The sequence below is a fragment of the Streptomyces sp. NBC_01216 genome (assembly GCF_035994945.1).
Classification (GTDB): domain Bacteria; phylum Actinomycetota; class Actinomycetes; order Streptomycetales; family Streptomycetaceae; genus Streptomyces.
This window is the reverse complement of record NZ_CP108678.1, coordinates 243189-259435: the sequence shown is the minus strand read 5'-3', so window position 1 is coordinate 259435 and position 16247 is coordinate 243189. Positions and strand designations below refer to the sequence as shown.

Sequence of the window (16247 nt, the reverse complement as noted above, 5' to 3'; positions counted from 1 at the left end):
CTGCTGCATATCGCACGCCTCCCCAGCACCACCCACCATGAGACTGTCACGCTCACCGAAGGACCGGCGTGCCGCTGACACGCTCACGCACTCGAAGTACAACCACCCAATCTGTGCAGGTCTAGCCCGTTTTCATGCGCGAGCCCCGCAAGCGCCAATCCGAAGATCCGACACGCAGTGGTTCTGTCATTACCACTCCATGCCTGATCGGTGAGTAGGATGCTCTTGATTGAAAGCGAGGACTGTTCATGAGCACGGCGCCCAGCGGTTGGTCACTCCGCGCCCTGGCCCAGGAAGCGCACGTCCTGCCCAAGGTGGCCCGAGATGCCGCGGAGGAAGGGGTGATCGACGCCCAGCACACCGTGGAAACGGACATTGTCCTTGTCCGCCTGTACGGGGCCTTGAAACGCCTTGTATGGCCCGAGGAGCGTCGGCCGGCGAACAAGGACCAGGGACTTCGGGTTTGGGAAGCCATAACGATCGAGACCGCTCGAGCAGCGCTTCCCGACGACATGCACGACGACACTGGCCTCTTCGTTCACCAGACAGGGTGCGAACTCGTCTCCGGTCCAGGGCCCAAGGCCCTGGCGTTCTTCAAGTTGGCAGAACAGCCCTTCTACTACGCACCGTTGGGCCGGTGGTTCAACGAGCTGCCGACCCAACGCCTCCGCGCAAGCGAGGTCTCAGAAACGGCGCAACCGTGACATCGCCGTCACATCTCGGGTAGCTCGGTCGAGATCAACCCGTTTCATGCAAATGACTGGCCCGGGACTCCGCAATCCCGGGCCAGTCATGTCGAGGAGGTGAGCGTCGCTCCCCATCCCTAGCTGAATACCCGTTGCACATCCGGCCTCTCAGCCCCCGCAGGCAGTGCCGGATGGCGATGAGGGTTTCCCTTGTACCTCCTCGACTGGAGCAGATCATAGCTACCCGCACGAGGGTCGGCTCAGTCATGCCTGAAGCAGGCCGAAGCCCATCCCAAACGCCTCAATACCCAGCAGCAGAACCTCCGATTACCGGATCTTGGTCCGGAACTGCCCAGCTGGCCACCCAACCGGGTCCGGCCCTGCGCCTGGGCCGCGGCATGCGGTTCCGGCTGTTGACGGCTCTCCGGGCTCTGCTTGCCGATCCCAGGCTCGGCGGCCGCAAGGATGTCGTGCGTCTCGGCAACGTCGTACTGATGGCGAAGGCCAGCCACGGCAGGTGCCGTGTTGAGACCACGGCTCGGGAGCTGGGCCGTTGGCTCGGGGTTTCGGAGTCGACGGTCGACCACGAAGTGCTCAGCGTTCTCCGTGAGGTTGATGCTGTCGCCGCGCGTGTGCTGCGGGGCGACGACGGTCTGCCGACCGGCGTCGAGTACCGGGTGGAGGCCCTGTGGAAGGCCCGCCACGACGTCGGCGCACCCTTGGCGTTGTCGAAGCCCGAGTTGGCGACGCTTCTGCGCTTCCTGGAGGCGTTGTTCGCTCCAGGGTGGGGGGAGCAGTGCGCCACGCCTCCGGGTCTGCTGGCGGCGCGGCGGGGGAGGGGTGCCGCGTCAGACCGGCTGGCCCTGGTTCTGCTGGCCTTGCATGCGCGCCCGGACGGGCGGGTACCGATGGTTGGTGGCCCGTTGGCCAGAACGGTGGCTCGGCACGGCCGGGCCGCGGTGACACTGGCACGGATGCTGGGGTGCCGTGTCCCGGTCGCCGCGACGGTGCTGGGCCGACTTATGGCAGCAGGGGCGGTGAAGAGCGCTTCGGGTCGACTCGAGGTGCCGGCTGTCGCGGCCGCGCATCGGTCCGCGGCCGCGGACCAGGGCAGCGCCGACCTCGAGAATTCCGCCTCCACGGATCCTGAGCCTGCCGGTACCTCGATGGGTTGCGCTCGGTGTGCTGCGCTCGACGGCATCGATGACGAGCTGGTGGAGGGAGATGGGTGGCGGCAGCTGTCCTGGGATGACCTGGAGGGGACCGAGGAGGATTCTGGAACTGCACCCAGGGATCTCGACGGCTCTGAGAGCGATCTTTTTGCAGGTCAGACCGTCTTTGAGTCGTTCGAGGCGAGTTGTGCTGCTGCAGACCCTCACGCCGACCACGCTGTTGTGGCTGATGTATGTGGTGAGGGTGCTGGAGGTCTCGGGTTTTCCGGCGAAGCCGCATCGGAGTACCGCCGTCAGCCGGTACGCGCGTGCGAGGGCGGGAACTTCCCCGGTTCGGACGCTGATGACCACGGTGACGTGACGGTGGTCGATGGCGAGGACAGCCCGCTTCGCGGGGAGAACCCCGATCTGTTGCCGACGCAGGGAGCAGAGCGGGAGTCGGCTGCCGCATCGACTCTTCAGGCGTGGCGGGCTGCGTCCGGAGGGCCGCCGCCGGTGTGGGCTCAGGTGCCCAAGGGGCTGGAACGCGTGCTGGAGCCGGTGGCCATGGTGTGGGGCCGGCTGGACCGGCTGACCACGCGGCGGTACGTCACGAAGGTGGTGCGGGCCCAGTTCGGCGAGATCTCGGGAGCCTGTGGGCCGGAGGTGGACGCCGAGCGGATCCTGCGGGAGCGGCTCAAGCGTCGGTTGACCGAGCAGGGCACGGCGCCCGTCACCGATCCGGTGGGCTGGCTGGTCGGCCGTGCTCTGCCGCGCCGGGCGCTGTGCCCGGATCGCCGGTGTGACGACGGGCGGCGGATGGACACTCAGGCCGACTGCGCCGCCTGCCAGATGCTGGTTCTGGATGGCCGGGCGTTGCGGGCCCGCGCCTTCACCAAGGCGACCACCGACTTGGCCGGCAGCCGGGTTGACCGATCGGTCTTCGAGGCGGAGTTGAACGCGTGCTGGCAGAAGGAGGCGGCATCCGCGGCCGTCCGCCACGAGCAGGCCGTCCGGGAACGGCAGGGCCGGGAACGGGTGTGGGTCGAGCAGCGGGCCCAGTGCGCGGCCCAGGAGGCTGCCCGGCAGGCGCTTGCGTGCGAGGGGTGCGGGAAGCCGAACACGGCCGGGATGTGCGGGCAGTGCCGCGATGAACGGCGTGTCGAGGAGCTGGTGGCGGTGGCCACCGACGTGGCGGTGGCCACCTGGGGCATGGGCGGTGAGCTCGATCAGCTGGACGTCGTTCGCAGGACCGAGCGGGACATGCGTGGAGCGGTCGACAGGGCGGTGGAAGAGCTGCTCGCCGCGGGCGGAGACGTCTTCCGCGAGTCAGTGGCCCTCACGGCGCGGTTGGCCGCGGAACTCCAGCTGGGCGCGCTGCAGCGCCGGGCGGTGAGCCGGTTCGCCTGCCAGCCGCCCGCTCAGGCCGAGTACGAGAAGGTGTTCGCCACCGAGATGCGGCGCAGCCACCTCCACGACAGCCTGGATGAGGCCCGCGAGGCCGCTGAAGAGGCTGCCCAGACGGCCCGGTTCAACACGGCGCACGCGCTTCTGGACGAGCGACTGCATACGCTGCGGGCCTCCCGGTCGGCGCCGGAGGAGGATGCCAAGCCCGATTGGTACGCGCAGGCGGCCGCTCAAGTACGTGCTCTCATCCGCCCAGCGCCGCCGGAGCGCGCCGTGTCCGTACGGCGGCCCGCGACCTCTGCGGCCGCGCCGGCGGGGGTGGGGGCATGAACCGTCCCGCACGCGCCCCCGGGACACCGTCCAGCCCCGGGGAACGGCGCCACGACCTAATTGTCGAACGGCAGGACGGGAAAGCCGGTGTCGGTGGTGCGCCGGTGCTGCTGCGAGGGACTCTGCCCCGCGGGCTGGAGGAGGCTCTGGCGCCGGTGCGGTGGGAGTGGGCGCGGATCGAGGACCGCCGTGCCCTGCGGCACCAGGTCGCACGGGCCGTCACCCAGGAACTGCTGGCGTTGGAGCCGCAGGAGTCCCGGGCGGAGGTCGAGCGTCGGCTGGGCCAGGCGGTTGCCCGGCTGGCGGCCGAGGAGGCTGTCCGGAGGAAGCGCGCGGCGGTGGAGCGTGCCCGCCGTGAGGAGGTGTGGGCTCGCCACCGCGAGGAACTGATGGCTACTCAGGCTGAGGTGGCGGCCCGGCGGTGCGCAGAGTGCGGGGCGCCGGAGGCGGGCGGGCTGTGCCTGATCTGCTCGGAGACCCGGTCGACGTGTCAGGCCCTGGAGTCGGCGACGCGGTTCGCAGCTGTGGCGGCGGGCCGGGCGGATGTCCCGGGCGCCGTGGCGGGGCGGCTCGGCTCGTGCCGGGCACGGTTGGAGGCCGAGACCGGGCAGGCGGGGGAGCGGTGGCGTACCGAGGGCCTGCCGGAGGCGGCGGTGGTCTGGCAGCTGCGGGAGCTCGCCGAGCAGCTGGTGGCCAGTGAACGCGAGTTGGCGCTGGAGGTCTTGCTCGACAGCCCGCAGGCGCGGGCGGAGGCCGAGCGGGTGGCCGGGATTGAGCGGGCCCGGCGCCGCGGTGAGTCTGAGGTCCTGGCGGCGGCCGACGAGGCGGCGCGCCGGTGCGCGAAGGCATTGCTGGTGCAGCTACTCGACCAGGTCCGCACCGAGATCCAGGCCCCGGCCCAGCCGCGGGCGGGAGGCTGGCGGGAGCGGATGGTGCAGTACGCGGCCCGGCCGGTGGACGGCGAGCCGCTGCCGGGTCTGGTCCGGCAGGCCCCGGCCCGGCCCGGGAGGCGGTGAGCGCGGCGTGAGCAACGGACTCGAGCTGGCCTTGCGGTGCGCGGGCAGAGGGTGGTGGGTCCATCCGCTGTGCCCCGGATCGAAGACTCCTACCGGCAACTGCCGCCGGTGCCGGCCGCCCACGCCCGGTGGCCCGCCGCCCTGCGGGTTTCCCGACCTGGGCGCTGGCGGCTGCGGCTGCCTGGCGGCGGGACGGTACTGCCACGGGGTGCGGGCGGCGACGACCGATCCGGACCTGATCCGCCGCTGGTGGCGCGGCCGCGATTTCGCCGTCGGCGTGGCCACCGGGCCGTCCGGTCTCCTGGTCCTCGACCTGGACGACCACCACCACCCGCTCCCCGGGCGGGAGTTGGTGCTGCCCGGCCTCGACCTGGCCGCCGTCCCGGAGGCCGATCGGGTGCGCACCGGGGTGGATGTGCTGGAGCTGCTGTGCCGGGTGCGGCGGGCCGAGAGCCTGCTGCACGCCCCGCCGACGCTGACGGTGCGCACCCCGGGGGGCGGGATCCACCTCTGGTACCGGACCGATGACGCCCGCTTCACCCAGGGTTCGGGCCGGCTCGGCTGGCAGATCGACGTGCGGGCCGGCTGGTCCACCGCCGTCGCGCCCACCACCCGCACCCCGGTCGGCTGCTACCAGGTCACCGGTCCGGTGATGGAACCCGCCCGGCTGCCGCGCTGGCTCGCCCTTGAGCTGGCCCGCGTCGGAATGCGGCGCCGTGACCCCGCCGAACCGCCGCCGGCCCGGATCCGGCTTCCCCGCCCCGCCGTACGCCACCGGCCCGGCGACGCGGCCGCGTACGCCGCCGCGGCACTGCGCCGGGAAACCAAGACCGTCGCCGGCGCCCGCTCCGGCCGCAACGACCAGCTCAACCGCGCCGGGTTCAGACTCGGCCAGCTGGTCGGCGCCGGACTGCTGGAGCTCGACGACGTCCACCAGGCCCTCACCGAGGCTGCCGCGCTCGCCGGGGTCGACCCCGGCGAAGCCAAGGCCCAGTCCACCCTCCGCCGCGCACTCCAGGCGGGCATGCGCTCGCCGCGCACCATCCCGAGCCCCGGAGCACGGCCATGACCGACCTGACCACCCGCGTGACGCTCCCGCTCCCGGCCGGCGAACCCCGACCCGCCCGTCCGGCACCGCCCGCCCAAGCGGGGGAGTCGACAGCCGCGGCACCGGACGAGCAGCCCAGCCCCGAGCGCGGGCCGAAGATGTCGCAGGCCGATGTCCTGCTGCACCTGGGCATGGACGAGTACGTCCTGGTGCGCTGCGACCAAACCGCGTACGCCGTCCCGGCCGAAGGCCCGCCGATCGCCCGCCCGCTGCGCGCCGCCGGTGGCTTCGGCGGCACCGGCAGCCTGCGTCAACTCCTCAACCGCTCCTACGTCCTGCGCACCGGCAGGGCCCCGTCCCAGGGGTGCCTGACCGATGCGATCGCCTCCATGGACGCCCTTGCCCTGGACGCTCCGGAACAGCCGGTCCACCTGCGGATCGCCCCCGACCCCGTTGACGAGCAGGTGACCTGGCTCGACCTCGGCCGTACGGACGGACAGAGCGTGTGCATCGAACCGGGCACCTGGTCGGTGATCACGCCGCCCGTCGGCGACGGCCCGCTGTGGCGGCGCACCCGCCTGACCGGCGAGCTCCCGATGCCCGAACGCGACCCGGGCGGCTGGCGGGTGGGCCTGGGCCTGCTGCGCGAGCTGTCCGCGCTGGCCGAACCGTCCTGGCGGATGGCCGTCGCCTGGCTGCTGGCCGGGCTGCGGCCGAACATGCCCCGCCCCGTCGCGTACTTCAACGGCGAACGCGGCACCGCGAAGACCACCTCCGCGAGGCAGCTGCTGCGGGTCCTCGACGGGATCCGGGCCGAGGTCCGCAACGTCCCCCGCAGCGAGGACGACGGCGCGGTCGCCGCCTCGGCCGGCTGGACGATGGGCCTGGACAACATCGCCGGCATCCCCCAGTGGCTGTCGGACTTCCTGTGCCGCACCGTCACCGGGGCCTCCGTCGCCAAACGCGAGATGTATACGGATGATGACGTCGCCTCCTGGGCGTACCAGCGCCCCGTCGTGCTGACCGGCATCGACGTCGGCGCCCTCCAGCCCGACCTCGCCGAACGCCTGCTCCCCTTCACCCTGGAGATGATCGACCCCAAGGCCCGGCGCAGCGAGGCCGACCTGTGGCGCAGCTACCGTGCCGCGCACGGCCGCATCCTCGGCGGCCTGCTCGATCTGGCCGCCGCAGTGTGGGCGCGCCTACCCGACGCGGCCGCCCAGCTCGACCAGCGGCCGCGGATGGCCGACTGGGCCGAACTGCTGTGGGCCCTGGACGCGGTCACCGGCTGGGACACCCTGGCCACCTACACCGGCGCTCAGGAAGAAGTCACCGACGACGTCATCGACGCCGACCCGGTCGCCACCGCCCTCACCCGCTGGGCCAGCGCCGCGTACACCACCGAATGGCAGGCCACCACCGGCCAGATCGACACCGTCCTCCGGCCACCCGGCCCCCTCCCGGACACCTGGCCCAAGACGACCGCGTTGCTCTCCGCCCGCTTGACCTCCCTCGCCCCCGCGCTGCGCGGCCGAGGCATCGACATCCGCAAGACGCCCCGCACCGGCTCCGGGCGCGGCTTCCTCATTACCCTCCACTCCACCCCGGAGCCGCGCACCTAACCGAATACCCGCCCGACGGACCCAGGCCCCCATACCCCTCACCCTCACCCGCCGTCGCCGCCTGGACGCGCGGGCCGTCCGCATGCCCGGACACCCGCGGAAGCCCGGCCGGTCCAGTCCGAGGAGCGCCTCCCACAGCGTCCGGCACCCCGGGGCCCGCGGGGGAGGGGGAGACCACCGTGGGCCCAGCGGTGCCGGACGCGAGACGGTCGTCGCGTCCGGCAGGCGGTTGTCCTCTGGCAGATGATCTTGACCGATTGCCAGGTGAGTTTGACCGCTCGGTTTGGTGGGACAGGCGGGTTGACCTTCCCCGACCTACAGTCGAGTTATGCCTTTGACTCCTTGGATGCAACAGATGTTCCAAGCCGGGCAGGCCACTGCTGGCGGCGTGGTCCGACGCGCCCGGAGGGACGTGGACAACAACGGCGGGATGGACGCCCTTCTTGGCCACGCCCGGGAGCAACGTTGGCACGTCATCGAGACTGGCGACCAGGTCGTCGTCCTCTGTCACGACGGCGACCTACGGATTCACTGCTAACCATAGATCGGTGCTCGCAAGGCCGAAGCAGGCGGTCAAACTCACCTGGCAACTGGTCAAGATCACTTGTCACGGGACAGCGGTGACGCAGCGGTGACGCTCCCCATGACGCACTCTCTGCCCACCCTGAACTGGCTTTGACCTTCATGTTCTTGTGCGTGGCTGTGTGGCTATGACGCTGATGACGCTCTCATACCCCATCTCACTAGAAGGGGAGGGAAGGAGGAAAGTGGACCGGAGACATGGTGCGTCAGAGCGTCATCAGCGTCTGTCGCCCACCTAGCCAGAGGGGAACCCGCACGTCAGCGCGGGCATCGGGCACCCGCCACAGCGTCATCCAGCAGCGTCACCGCAGGCGCCTGCGTCACCAAGCAGGGCTGGCACGGCCCACGGTGGCCGGCCGAGGTCCCGGGCCTCGGCCTGGAGCCGACTGAGCGCAGCGCCTGGTGCCGCACCCTCCTCACTACGGTCCGCCCAACCGCTGGCCGGGCGGCGCGCCGCCGGACACGGGGATGCACTGGACTCCTCTTCGCGCGGCACCATCAACACCATGACCTCGCTGCTGCAGACCGACCCCCGATGGACGCTTACCGCTGTCCGGTACGGCACCGCCGACGCCCGCGCCCTCACCCAAGCCCTTCACCAGGAGCAGTTGGCCACCTACGGCACTGCCGACGACCCCGAGGCCACCGAGAGCGTGGAGTTCGACGCCCCGCACGGCCTGTTCCTGGTCGCCGGCCTGGGGGACGGACCGGCCCTGGCCTGCGGGGGCTGGCGGGCCCGCAGCCTCTCCACCGCAGAGATCAAGCGGATGTACGTCGCCCCGCCCACCCGCGGGCAAGGCCTCGGCCGCCGGATCCTCGCCGCTCTCGAACAAGACGCACTCGGCCGCGGCCACACCGAGCTCTTGCTGGAGACCGGCGTGCACAACCTCGCCGCCCTCGCCCTGTACACCGCATGCGGCTACACACCGGTTCGCTCGTACGTCCCCGGCCGCAATCCCGACATCAACCGGGCGCTGAGGAAGGTCGTCCTGCAACCAGCGGCGCGTCCCCCGCGCAGCGGCCTGCTCACGTAGCCCGGCCCTGCCAGGATGGCCGCATGAAGTGGAACGTCGAGGTGGATATCCCTGGGGTCGGGCCGCGCATGCTGACCGTCGACCAACCCCGTGCGTCCGATGCCCTGGAGCACACCAAGTCGCGCATCAACGACATGTTCCTGCAGTTGCCGTCCGGGATCGCTAGCTACACCGTCGCGGTGTTCGAGCCGGGGCACCGTACGGGAGACCCGTCCGTCTGCGCCGAGCGCATCACCCTGGTGACGGAGGCCGGCCCCGAGCCTCGCGGCTGACGAACAAAGCAGCGGGCGTGTGCGCCCCACCGGCTGGAACCAAGGAGGTCCCGCCGACGGGGGATACGGCGGGACCTCACCCCTGACGCTACGCCGCGACCTGCCCCGGGTCTACCGACTCCACGAGGTCACACCACGGACGAGGGCGCTCAGGAAGGCTTGGAGGCTCCGGGGGTGATGCTTGACGGGGCACCAAATTCCGAAGCCAGGGCGTCCATCACGATCTCATCGCATACCTGGCCGAGCCAGTACCCGGCTTGGCGGATCGGGCCGACGTGCTGGAAGCCGGCCTTCTCGTATGCGCGGATCGCCCCGGTGTTCGGGGCGAGGACCTTCAGCCAGACCGTCCGCAGATTCGTGACGTGGAAGGCGTAGTCGAGTGTCAGCCGGGTGGCGGCGGTGCCCAGCCCCCGGTCGCGTGCCTCCGGACCGAGCATGATCACGAACTCGGCGGTGCGGACACTGTGGTCGGGCAGCAGGGTCGCAATACCGGCAGGAGTGGGTTCACTGTCGGTGAGATCGTAGATGGTGAAGCGGATGTTCTCGCCGCGCAGTTGGTGGGCCATGCCTTCCGTGCGGGCTTCCAGGGACTCGGGGGCCTGGCGTCCGTAGCCGACCAGGAGGGCGGGGTCCTGCTCCCAGCGCCAGTAGGTCTCGACGAGGTCGGCGCGGTAGGGGCCGAGTCCACAGGTCTCGGTGCGCAGCCAGATGATCGGGTCAGCGGGGCTGGTGATGGCGGTCTCCGATGGTGAGCACGGGGGTGTAGGCGCGGGTCGAGGACGGCTCGGCGACGTCGTCGCTGTTCATAGTCTGCATCCGGGCGTGGAGCGGGATCGGGTCGGACGCGATTCCGTGGCACCAGCGGACACCCCGGCGCCGGGAGGCGAGCAGGGAGGGCCGGCACCGTGAAATCACCAGCTTATGTCCCCCTCGGGATCCGTCCACAGCACGAATCTCTGGATCTCCGCCATGCCGGGCGCGTAGCCGTCGGAGGTGTCCACCAGTAGCTTCGGGGCGTCCAGGCTGATGGGGACGAACTGATCGGGGTCGTACACGCCAGCCGCCATGTCGGCGAGCAGGGCCTTGTCGCCGTGAGCGGCTCGGTGGCTGTCGGCACGGGCTCGGTCGGTGATGCGTTGGGCGATGGTTGGCGCCGGGGTGGTGCAACGGATGATCCGGAGATCGGCGAGCTCCGTGAGCGGCTCCAGCCCGGGGCGCCAGAGGCGGTCCTGGAAGGCAGCTTCGGCGACGACGGTGGTGCCGGCTCGCAGGAGGACGGTGATCGCCGCGAAGAACGCCTTCAGGGCCGGAATGTTGAGCGGGTCGTCGCCGTCGGCGTCGTGACCGGGATGGTTCATGACCATCCCTTGCTTGATCTCGTCACGCAGGATCGCGGGGCAGCCCAGGGACCGGGCGAGTTCCCGGGCGAGGGTGGTCTTCCCGGTCGCCGGCGGGCCGCTGACCACGGCCAGGGTCGGGGGTCGGACGGGCACGTGTGGACTCCGAGGGTGGTGGAGGCGGGGCGCAGAGCAGGTCCGAGGTTGCCGCTTGGTGAGCCGGACGGCCATGAGGCCTTGGCGAGGGTACCGGGGGCCTGGCGGACATAGGCGCGCGAGTACGGGGCGGACACGGGCGGCTCCTTCGAGAGGCGGCGGCCGGTTCCGGGGGATCCGGGTGGGCCGGCGGTGGCAGACTGCCGGGGAACGCGGGAGACAGTTGAAGGAGTGGGTGGTGGCCGAGGGCGAGACTCCGGTGGTGTTCCTGCTGGTGGGTCTCACCGGCTCGGGCAAGACGACGTACGCCCAGCGGGTGCTGGAGCCCCGGGGCGTGGTGCGGCTGTCGGTGGACGAGGTGGTCTTCGAACGGCACGGCCGGTATGGCGTCGACTACCGGGAGGACACCTACTTCGAGAAGGAGGCCCCGGTCGTCGACGAGATGCGCCGGCGGCTGGTGGGGCTGGTGACGGCGGGTCGGGATGTGGTGTGGGACCACGGGCTGTGGCTGCGCAAGGACCGCGAGGCGATGAAGGAGCTGGTGGAGTCGGCCGGTGGGCGGTGGAGGCTGCTGTACTTCCCGGTCGGCCGTGAGGAGTTGCTGCGCCGGCTTGCGGAGCGTAACGAGCGTGGGGACGCGAACTCGTTGCTGGTGACGCCAGAGGCCTTGGACGACTTCTTCGCCCGGTTCGAGGCCCCTCAGGGGGAGGGAGAGGAGATCGTGGAACTGGGCTGGCTCTGACGATGCGATCCGAGCAGGAAGTCTCACCGCCCCCCCGTGGCGTAGCTGCCCATAACCGCCCAAGCATCCACGCCATCGTCACCGACCTCGCCCAGCGCCATCCCCGTAGCAGGGGCGTCCGCGAACCGTCGGCCGCCGTGCGGTCAGCACAGCTGTAAGCGGAAAGGCGACTGGCCTTTAAGGCGAGATTCCCCGACGCCATGGTGTGCCCTCCTGCCAGGCTGGCTTCACCACGATCGGCACAGGAGACGAATCCACGATGGCTATGGCGCAGCAGCCCACGTCCGCGCAGCACCGGCGGGTGACGTGGAAGCCCATCGACCGCCCTCTCTGTCAGCCTTGGGTGAGACGTCCCGCTTCGTCGGGTTAGTCTGAGAGGGCACGACAGGAGAACCACCCCCTCATGACCAGCACCAACCCCGCCGGACCCGACCCGGCTGCCCGGCCGAAGCGCCGCACCTTCAGTCCCGAGTACAAGCTGCGGATCGTGGCCGAGTACGACGCCGCGCCCAAGAACGAGAAGGGCGCGGTCCTGCGCCGCGAGCGGCTGTACCACTCGCACGTCAAGGAATGGCGGGCCGCGCGGGATGCCGGGGCCCTGGAGAAGCTGGTCGACAAGCGCACCAGCCCGGCGAGGCCGAAGAAGCCGGCAGCCGAAGCGGAGAACGAGAAGCTGCGCCGCCAGGTGGAGCGACTGGAGAAGGAACTGGCCCGGAACAAGGCCGCGCTGGAAGTTATGGGAAAAGCTTCCGCGCTCTTGGAAATGATCTCCGAGGGCGCGGACTGATCGCTGCCGCCGACCCGGTGGCCGACGACGCGTTCACCGGCGTCGAGGGCGAGCTCGGTATCACGGCCGCCTGCCGGCTGACCGGCCGCTCCCGGGCCACCCACTACCGCCGGCTGCGGCCCCCACCAGAGCGAAAGCCCAGGAAACCACAGGTCCAGCCCTCGGCTCTCACACCCGAGGAACGGGCGGCGGTACTGGAGCTGATGAACAGCGCCGAGCACGCCGAACTTCCTCCCGCGCAGATCTGGGCCCGCGAGCTGGATGCCGGGCGCTACCACTGCTCCGTCTCCACGATGTACCGGATCCTGCGCGAGAAGGGACAGACAGGCGAGCGACGCCGCCAGGCCACCCACCCGGCGAAGTCGGTGCCCGAACTGGTCGCCACCGGGCCCTCGCAGGTATTCACCTGGGACATCACCAAGGCGGCCGGACCGGTCAAGGGCGTCTGGTACCACGCCTACGTCATCATCGATATCTTCAGCCGCTCCATCGTCGGCCACACCGTTGAGGCCGCCGAATCAGCCGCACGCGCCGAGGAGTTGATCCGGGAGACCATCATCCGCAACGGCATCGTGCCCGAGACCGTGCACGCCGACCGCGGCACCTCGATGACCTCCAAGAAGGTCTCCCAGATGCTGACCGACCTCGGCGTCACCCGGTCACACTCGCGGCCGAAGACCTCCAACGACAACCCCTACAGCGAGGCCCACTTCAAGACCACGAAGTACATGTCCGACTACCCCAATGCCGCGTAGTTAAGCCATGGCGGAGCACGTCAAACCGCACCGGCACATGGATTCGCACAGACCCAGTCCGGTGCTAATTCGTAGGTGTTGCGCGCTACTTTGTGCAAGATGCCCTCCTTGGTCCAGTCGCGGAGTTGCGTCCACAGGCTTCTGATGTTCGAACAGGAGATGCCCTCGGCGATCTCGCGGCACTGCCAGGTCCGGTGCGGATCGGTGCGCAGGAGCCGCAGCAGGAGTGCGCGGCGGCCGGGAGCTCGCGGAGCAGGTGGTGGCGCCAGGACGGCTTGGTGGACGGTGATGGCCAGGTGTGTGATGTCCTGGCTGGTCGCGGGCCTGGGATCGGTGGCGACTCCCGGGTAGCGGGTCATCGGTGACTTCACCTTGCGGGCGCTCATACGCGGGCGTCGTGGTGGCAGAAGCGCGGAGATCACTGCGTCTGTGATCGATCCCTGGGCCGTGGTGCCGCTGTCCGGGGGCCGGATCCCGCGGGCTGTCGTGACCTGGGCGCGGGCGGCTTCGAGCGCGACGGTGAAGCTGGCGCGGTCGGGATCGGTGCCGGGGGCCGACTCGACGGCCTCGACCATGGCCCTGCGCAGGATCTGATAGAGCGCCAGGAGGGCCCAGAGTTCCTGTTCGAGGCCGAAGGGGTCGCACGAGCGCAGGACACGCCCGGTGAGCAGGGTGTGGCGGAGCGAATAGAAGGCGGATTCGATCTCCCAGCGCTCGTTGTAGAGGCGCACGAGTGCCGTGGCGGGGTCGCTGCGGTGGTCGAGCAGTGTGGTGGCCAGCCGGTAGCGGTCACCCACGTGTTGCCCGTCGCGGGTGGTCACCGTGATGTCGGCCTCGATGATGCGGACTTTGAGCCGGCCAAGGCGGGTGAGGTAGGAGCCGTCGGGCAGGACGGTCAGCACCGCCGGGCTCCGCTGGGAGCGCAGCCGGACCAGGAATTGGGCCCCGGTGTCGGCGACGTCGGCGAGGAATTCCTTGCTGTCGAAACCCCGGTCGGCCAGCAGCAGCATCGACGGGGACAGCAGGGGCAGCAGCCTGGTGGCGTAGGCCACCTCCCCGCTGCTGGTGGGGCCGAAGACCGCACCGAGCAGTCCGCGGGTTCCCGTCTCGCACAGGGCCATCAGCTGCAGGGCGGGGTATCCGGCCACGCCCCAGCGGTGCCGGGCCTTGCCGAGCAGAGCCCGGATGCGCGGCTGGTCGGGGGCCTTGAGCGAGCTGCATCCGTCGAAGGCCACCGTGCGCCAGGAGCGGTAGCACGTGCCGGGGGTTCGCGGCTGGGCCAGCGGACCGGCCAGCACCTGGAACAACGTCTTCAACGGTGCTGGTCCCAGGCGGCGGCGCAGGTCTCGAAGCGCTTTCTCCGAGGGTCTGTGCAGGGGAAGTTGGTGCAGGCCGGCGGTCAGTTTGTCCCACACCCGCGCGTAGCCCAGTGTCGGGAACAGCGCCAGGGCCAGGAGAAAGTAGACGCCGACGCGCGACGGTAGATGCCGAAGACGCTGTTGGGTCGTCAGTGTCTCGTCCAGGACAGCGTCGACGAGCTCGAAGGGGACCTGCTGGGTCAGCTCGCCGAGGTGACCGGGCGCAAAGACCCCGGAGGCGACCGTGATGGTTCGGGTGACGGTAGTGGTGACACACTGGCTGGGCAACGGGACCTCTCCGGGCAGGAAGACCTTGGTCGGCTTCTCTGCTCTACCGGAGGTCCCGTTGCTGCGTACGACAGATCGTCAAAATCCATGTGCCGGTGCGGTTTGACGTGCTCCGCCATGGCTTAACTACGCGGCATTGCCGACTACCCCGAACGCTTCGACTCGCTGGCCCATGCCCGCGAGTGGTTCGACGCGTTCATCGCGTACTGCCGAGTAGCCGAGGGGAATCTCACCCCTCGGCTCTCACAGATCCGTACGTAACAGTCTCCCGTTATACGGCTCTTGTCGTTCTGATCACCAGGCCGACGCGGCTCTCGCGGTGTGGCGCCAGTGCGCGAACATGCGGGGGTATCGCTTGGCGATTTCCCGCAGTTTCGCGAGGGCCTTCCGCTTCGCCGCGAACCGTTTGTACTTCTGACGGATCCAGCGCACCAGGTAGGCGTTGATGCGCTGAAGGAGGGGATCAATTTCCATCGGACGGAACCGCCCGTAGTAGTTGATCCATCCCGCCACGACCGGGTTGATACGTCGGGCGAGCTCGGTGAAGGAAAGATCCGAGCGCGTGTGCAGGTGCCAGGAACGGACCTGCGCGCTCATCTTCTTCAGGGCGTCTTTGCTGACCGCCGGGTCGAACGACAGGAACAGCCTGCCGTGCTTGTCCCGGTTCTTGCGGGCGCGAAAGGTATACCCGAGGAACGTGAACGCCGTGTACTCATAGGCACCTTGGCGTTTGCCGTCCTTGCAGTACACAATCCGGGTCTTGGCCGGGTGCAGTCGCAGCCCGACCTCCTCCATCCTGTCCGTGAGCGCGGCCAGCACGTGCTGGGCCTGCCGCTCGGAGACGCAGTGGATCACGGCGTCGTCCGCGTAGCGCTCGAACGTGACGGTGGGAAACTCCCGGTCCAGCCACAGGTCGAACGCGTAGTGCATGAACAGGTTCGCCAAAACGGGAGATACCGGGGCGCCTTGTGGGGTTCCCCTCTCACGGGTCAGCGGGCTGCCGTCGGGCAGTTGCAGCGGGGCGGCGAGCCACCGCTTGACATACAACACCACCCATACGGCATCGGAGTGAGCTTCCACCGCTTTGACGAGCAGGTCCCAGGGCACGCTGTCGAAGAACTTCTGGACGTCGAGATCGATCACCCAGTCCTTCTTCCAACACCGCTTCCTGCATCGCTCGACCGCGTCCAGCGCGGACCGTCCGGGCCGGTATCCGAAAGAGTCAGGGTGGAATACAGGCTCCACCCGTCGCATCAGATGCCGGGCCACCACAGTCTGCGCCACGCGATCGGCGACAGTCGGAACCCCCAGGATTCTTGTCTCGCCGCTCTTCGGTTTGGGAATCTCCACCATGCGGACCGGAGGCGGAAAATAGGAGCCCGATGACATTCGATTCCAGACCCTATAGAGATTGTTCTTCAGGTCCTTCTCGAAGTCGTCGATGCTCTGTCCATCCACCCCCGGAGCGCCCTTGTTTGCCCTGACGTCCTCCCACGCCTCCTTAACTTCCCACTTCGAAATCTCAAACGGCTTGGTCTGTGACTTCAACTGGTCCATCGAACTCCTCCCGGGGAACATCCGGTTGATGCGATCAACTCAGCCTCGATTCGTCAGCGGTGAGTTCACGTTGATCGATGTGATGGTTCGCCCGTAATGTCCCTCGCGTTGTGAGGTCG

15 protein-coding genes are annotated in these 16247 nt (G+C 69.6%); 11 read left to right on the top strand and 4 right to left on the bottom strand.

Going from position 1 to position 16247, the window contains the following annotated elements:
- Positions 1-248 precede the first annotated feature (248 nt).
- From OG393_RS33755 to OG393_RS33720, 8 genes are all read left to right on the top strand, one after another.
- Positions 249-704, top strand: coding sequence for a hypothetical protein (locus OG393_RS33755; RefSeq protein ID WP_327378888.1), 456 nt, complete (start codon positions 249-251; stop codon positions 702-704).
- Positions 705-1084: 380 nt separating this feature from the next.
- Complete coding sequence (locus OG393_RS33750; protein ID WP_327378887.1) at positions 1085-3574, top strand: hypothetical protein; 2490 nt, start codon at positions 1085-1087, stop codon at positions 3572-3574.
- Complete coding sequence (locus OG393_RS33745) at positions 3571-4590, top strand: hypothetical protein (protein WP_327378886.1); 1020 nt, start codon at positions 3571-3573, stop codon at positions 4588-4590. The genes OG393_RS33750 and OG393_RS33745 overlap by 4 nt, the downstream gene beginning before the upstream one ends.
- A gap of 7 nt (positions 4591-4597) precedes the next feature.
- Positions 4598-5659, top strand: coding sequence for a bifunctional DNA primase/polymerase (locus OG393_RS33740; RefSeq protein WP_327378885.1), 1062 nt, complete (start codon positions 4598-4600; stop codon positions 5657-5659).
- Positions 5656-7260, top strand: a complete 1605-nt coding sequence (locus tag OG393_RS33735) for a hypothetical protein (protein WP_327378884.1) — start codon at positions 5656-5658, stop codon at positions 7258-7260. Before OG393_RS33740 ends, OG393_RS33735 begins: the two co-directional genes overlap by 4 nt.
- 346 nt (positions 7261-7606) lie before the next feature.
- Positions 7607-7798, top strand: a complete 192-nt coding sequence (locus tag OG393_RS33730) for a hypothetical protein (RefSeq protein ID WP_327378883.1) — start codon at positions 7607-7609, stop codon at positions 7796-7798.
- A gap of 550 nt (positions 7799-8348) precedes the next feature.
- Positions 8349-8876, top strand: a complete 528-nt coding sequence (locus OG393_RS33725) for a GNAT family N-acetyltransferase (RefSeq protein ID WP_327378882.1) — start codon at positions 8349-8351, stop codon at positions 8874-8876.
- A 23-nt stretch (positions 8877-8899) separates the two neighbouring features.
- Positions 8900-9148 carry a hypothetical protein gene (locus OG393_RS33720; protein WP_327378881.1) on the top strand — a complete coding sequence of 83 codons (249 nt, stop codon included), beginning with the start codon at positions 8900-8902 and terminating at the stop codon, positions 9146-9148.
- A gap of 149 nt (positions 9149-9297) precedes the next feature.
- Here OG393_RS33720 and OG393_RS33715 read toward each other — a convergent pair whose 3' ends face one another.
- Both OG393_RS33715 and OG393_RS33710 read right to left on the bottom strand, forming a co-directional pair.
- Complete coding sequence (locus tag OG393_RS33715) at positions 9298-9861, bottom strand: GNAT family N-acetyltransferase (protein ID WP_327378964.1); 564 nt, start codon at positions 9859-9861, stop codon at positions 9298-9300.
- A 198-nt stretch (positions 9862-10059) separates the two neighbouring features.
- Positions 10060-10641 (bottom strand): AAA family ATPase, encoded by a 582-nt coding sequence (locus OG393_RS33710; protein WP_327378880.1) that lies wholly within the window; start codon positions 10639-10641, stop codon positions 10060-10062.
- 238 nt (positions 10642-10879) lie between these two features.
- Here OG393_RS33710 and OG393_RS33705 point away from each other — a divergent pair, with 238 nt between their 5' ends.
- From OG393_RS33705 to OG393_RS33695, 3 genes are all read left to right on the top strand, one after another.
- On the top strand, positions 10880-11383 hold the full coding sequence (locus tag OG393_RS33705) for an AAA family ATPase (RefSeq protein ID WP_327378879.1): 504 nt from the start codon (positions 10880-10882) through the stop codon (positions 11381-11383).
- Positions 11384-11786: 403 nt separating this feature from the next.
- On the top strand, positions 11787-12170 hold the full coding sequence (locus OG393_RS33700) for a hypothetical protein (RefSeq protein WP_327378878.1): 384 nt from the start codon (positions 11787-11789) through the stop codon (positions 12168-12170).
- Between the two features lie 17 nt (positions 12171-12187).
- Positions 12188-12925: a DDE-type integrase/transposase/recombinase gene (locus tag OG393_RS33695; RefSeq protein WP_327378877.1), complete on the top strand. Its 738-nt coding sequence runs from the start codon at positions 12188-12190 to the stop codon at positions 12923-12925.
- A gap of 20 nt (positions 12926-12945) precedes the next feature.
- On the opposite strand, the gene OG393_RS33690 is transcribed toward OG393_RS33695, so the two are convergent.
- The gene (locus OG393_RS33690; protein WP_327378876.1) at positions 12946-14571 is read right to left on the bottom strand and encodes an IS4 family transposase; all 1626 of its coding nucleotides are present in this window, start codon (positions 14569-14571) and stop codon (positions 12946-12948) included.
- A 294-nt stretch (positions 14572-14865) separates the two neighbouring features.
- On the bottom strand, positions 14866-16128 hold the full coding sequence (gene ltrA, locus OG393_RS33685) for a group II intron reverse transcriptase/maturase (protein ID WP_327378875.1): 1263 nt from the start codon (positions 16126-16128) through the stop codon (positions 14866-14868).
- Positions 16129-16247 lie beyond the last annotated feature (119 nt).

Bases quoted from the DNA above. Each gene is read 5' to 3' on its own strand.
- OG393_RS33725 (WP_327378882.1), top strand. From the start codon at position 8,349: ATGACCTCGCTGCTGCAGACCGACCCCCGATGGACGCTTACCGCTGTC.
- OG393_RS33735 (WP_327378884.1), top strand. From the start codon at position 5,656: ATGACCGACCTGACCACCCGCGTGACGCTCCCGCTCCCGGCCGGCGAA.
- OG393_RS33755 (WP_327378888.1), top strand. From the start codon at position 249: ATGAGCACGGCGCCCAGCGGTTGGTCACTCCGCGCCCTGGCCCAGGAA.
- ltrA (WP_327378875.1), bottom strand. From the start codon at position 16,128: ATGGACCAGTTGAAGTCACAGACCAAGCCGTTTGAGATTTCGAAGTGG.
- OG393_RS33750 (WP_327378887.1), top strand. From the start codon at position 1,085: ATGCGGTTCCGGCTGTTGACGGCTCTCCGGGCTCTGCTTGCCGATCCC.
- OG393_RS33700 (WP_327378878.1), top strand. From the start codon at position 11,787: ATGACCAGCACCAACCCCGCCGGACCCGACCCGGCTGCCCGGCCGAAG.
- OG393_RS33745 (WP_327378886.1), top strand. From the start codon at position 3,571: ATGAACCGTCCCGCACGCGCCCCCGGGACACCGTCCAGCCCCGGGGAA.
- OG393_RS33730 (WP_327378883.1), top strand. From the start codon at position 7,607: ATGCAACAGATGTTCCAAGCCGGGCAGGCCACTGCTGGCGGCGTGGTC.
- OG393_RS33720 (WP_327378881.1), top strand. From the start codon at position 8,900: ATGAAGTGGAACGTCGAGGTGGATATCCCTGGGGTCGGGCCGCGCATG.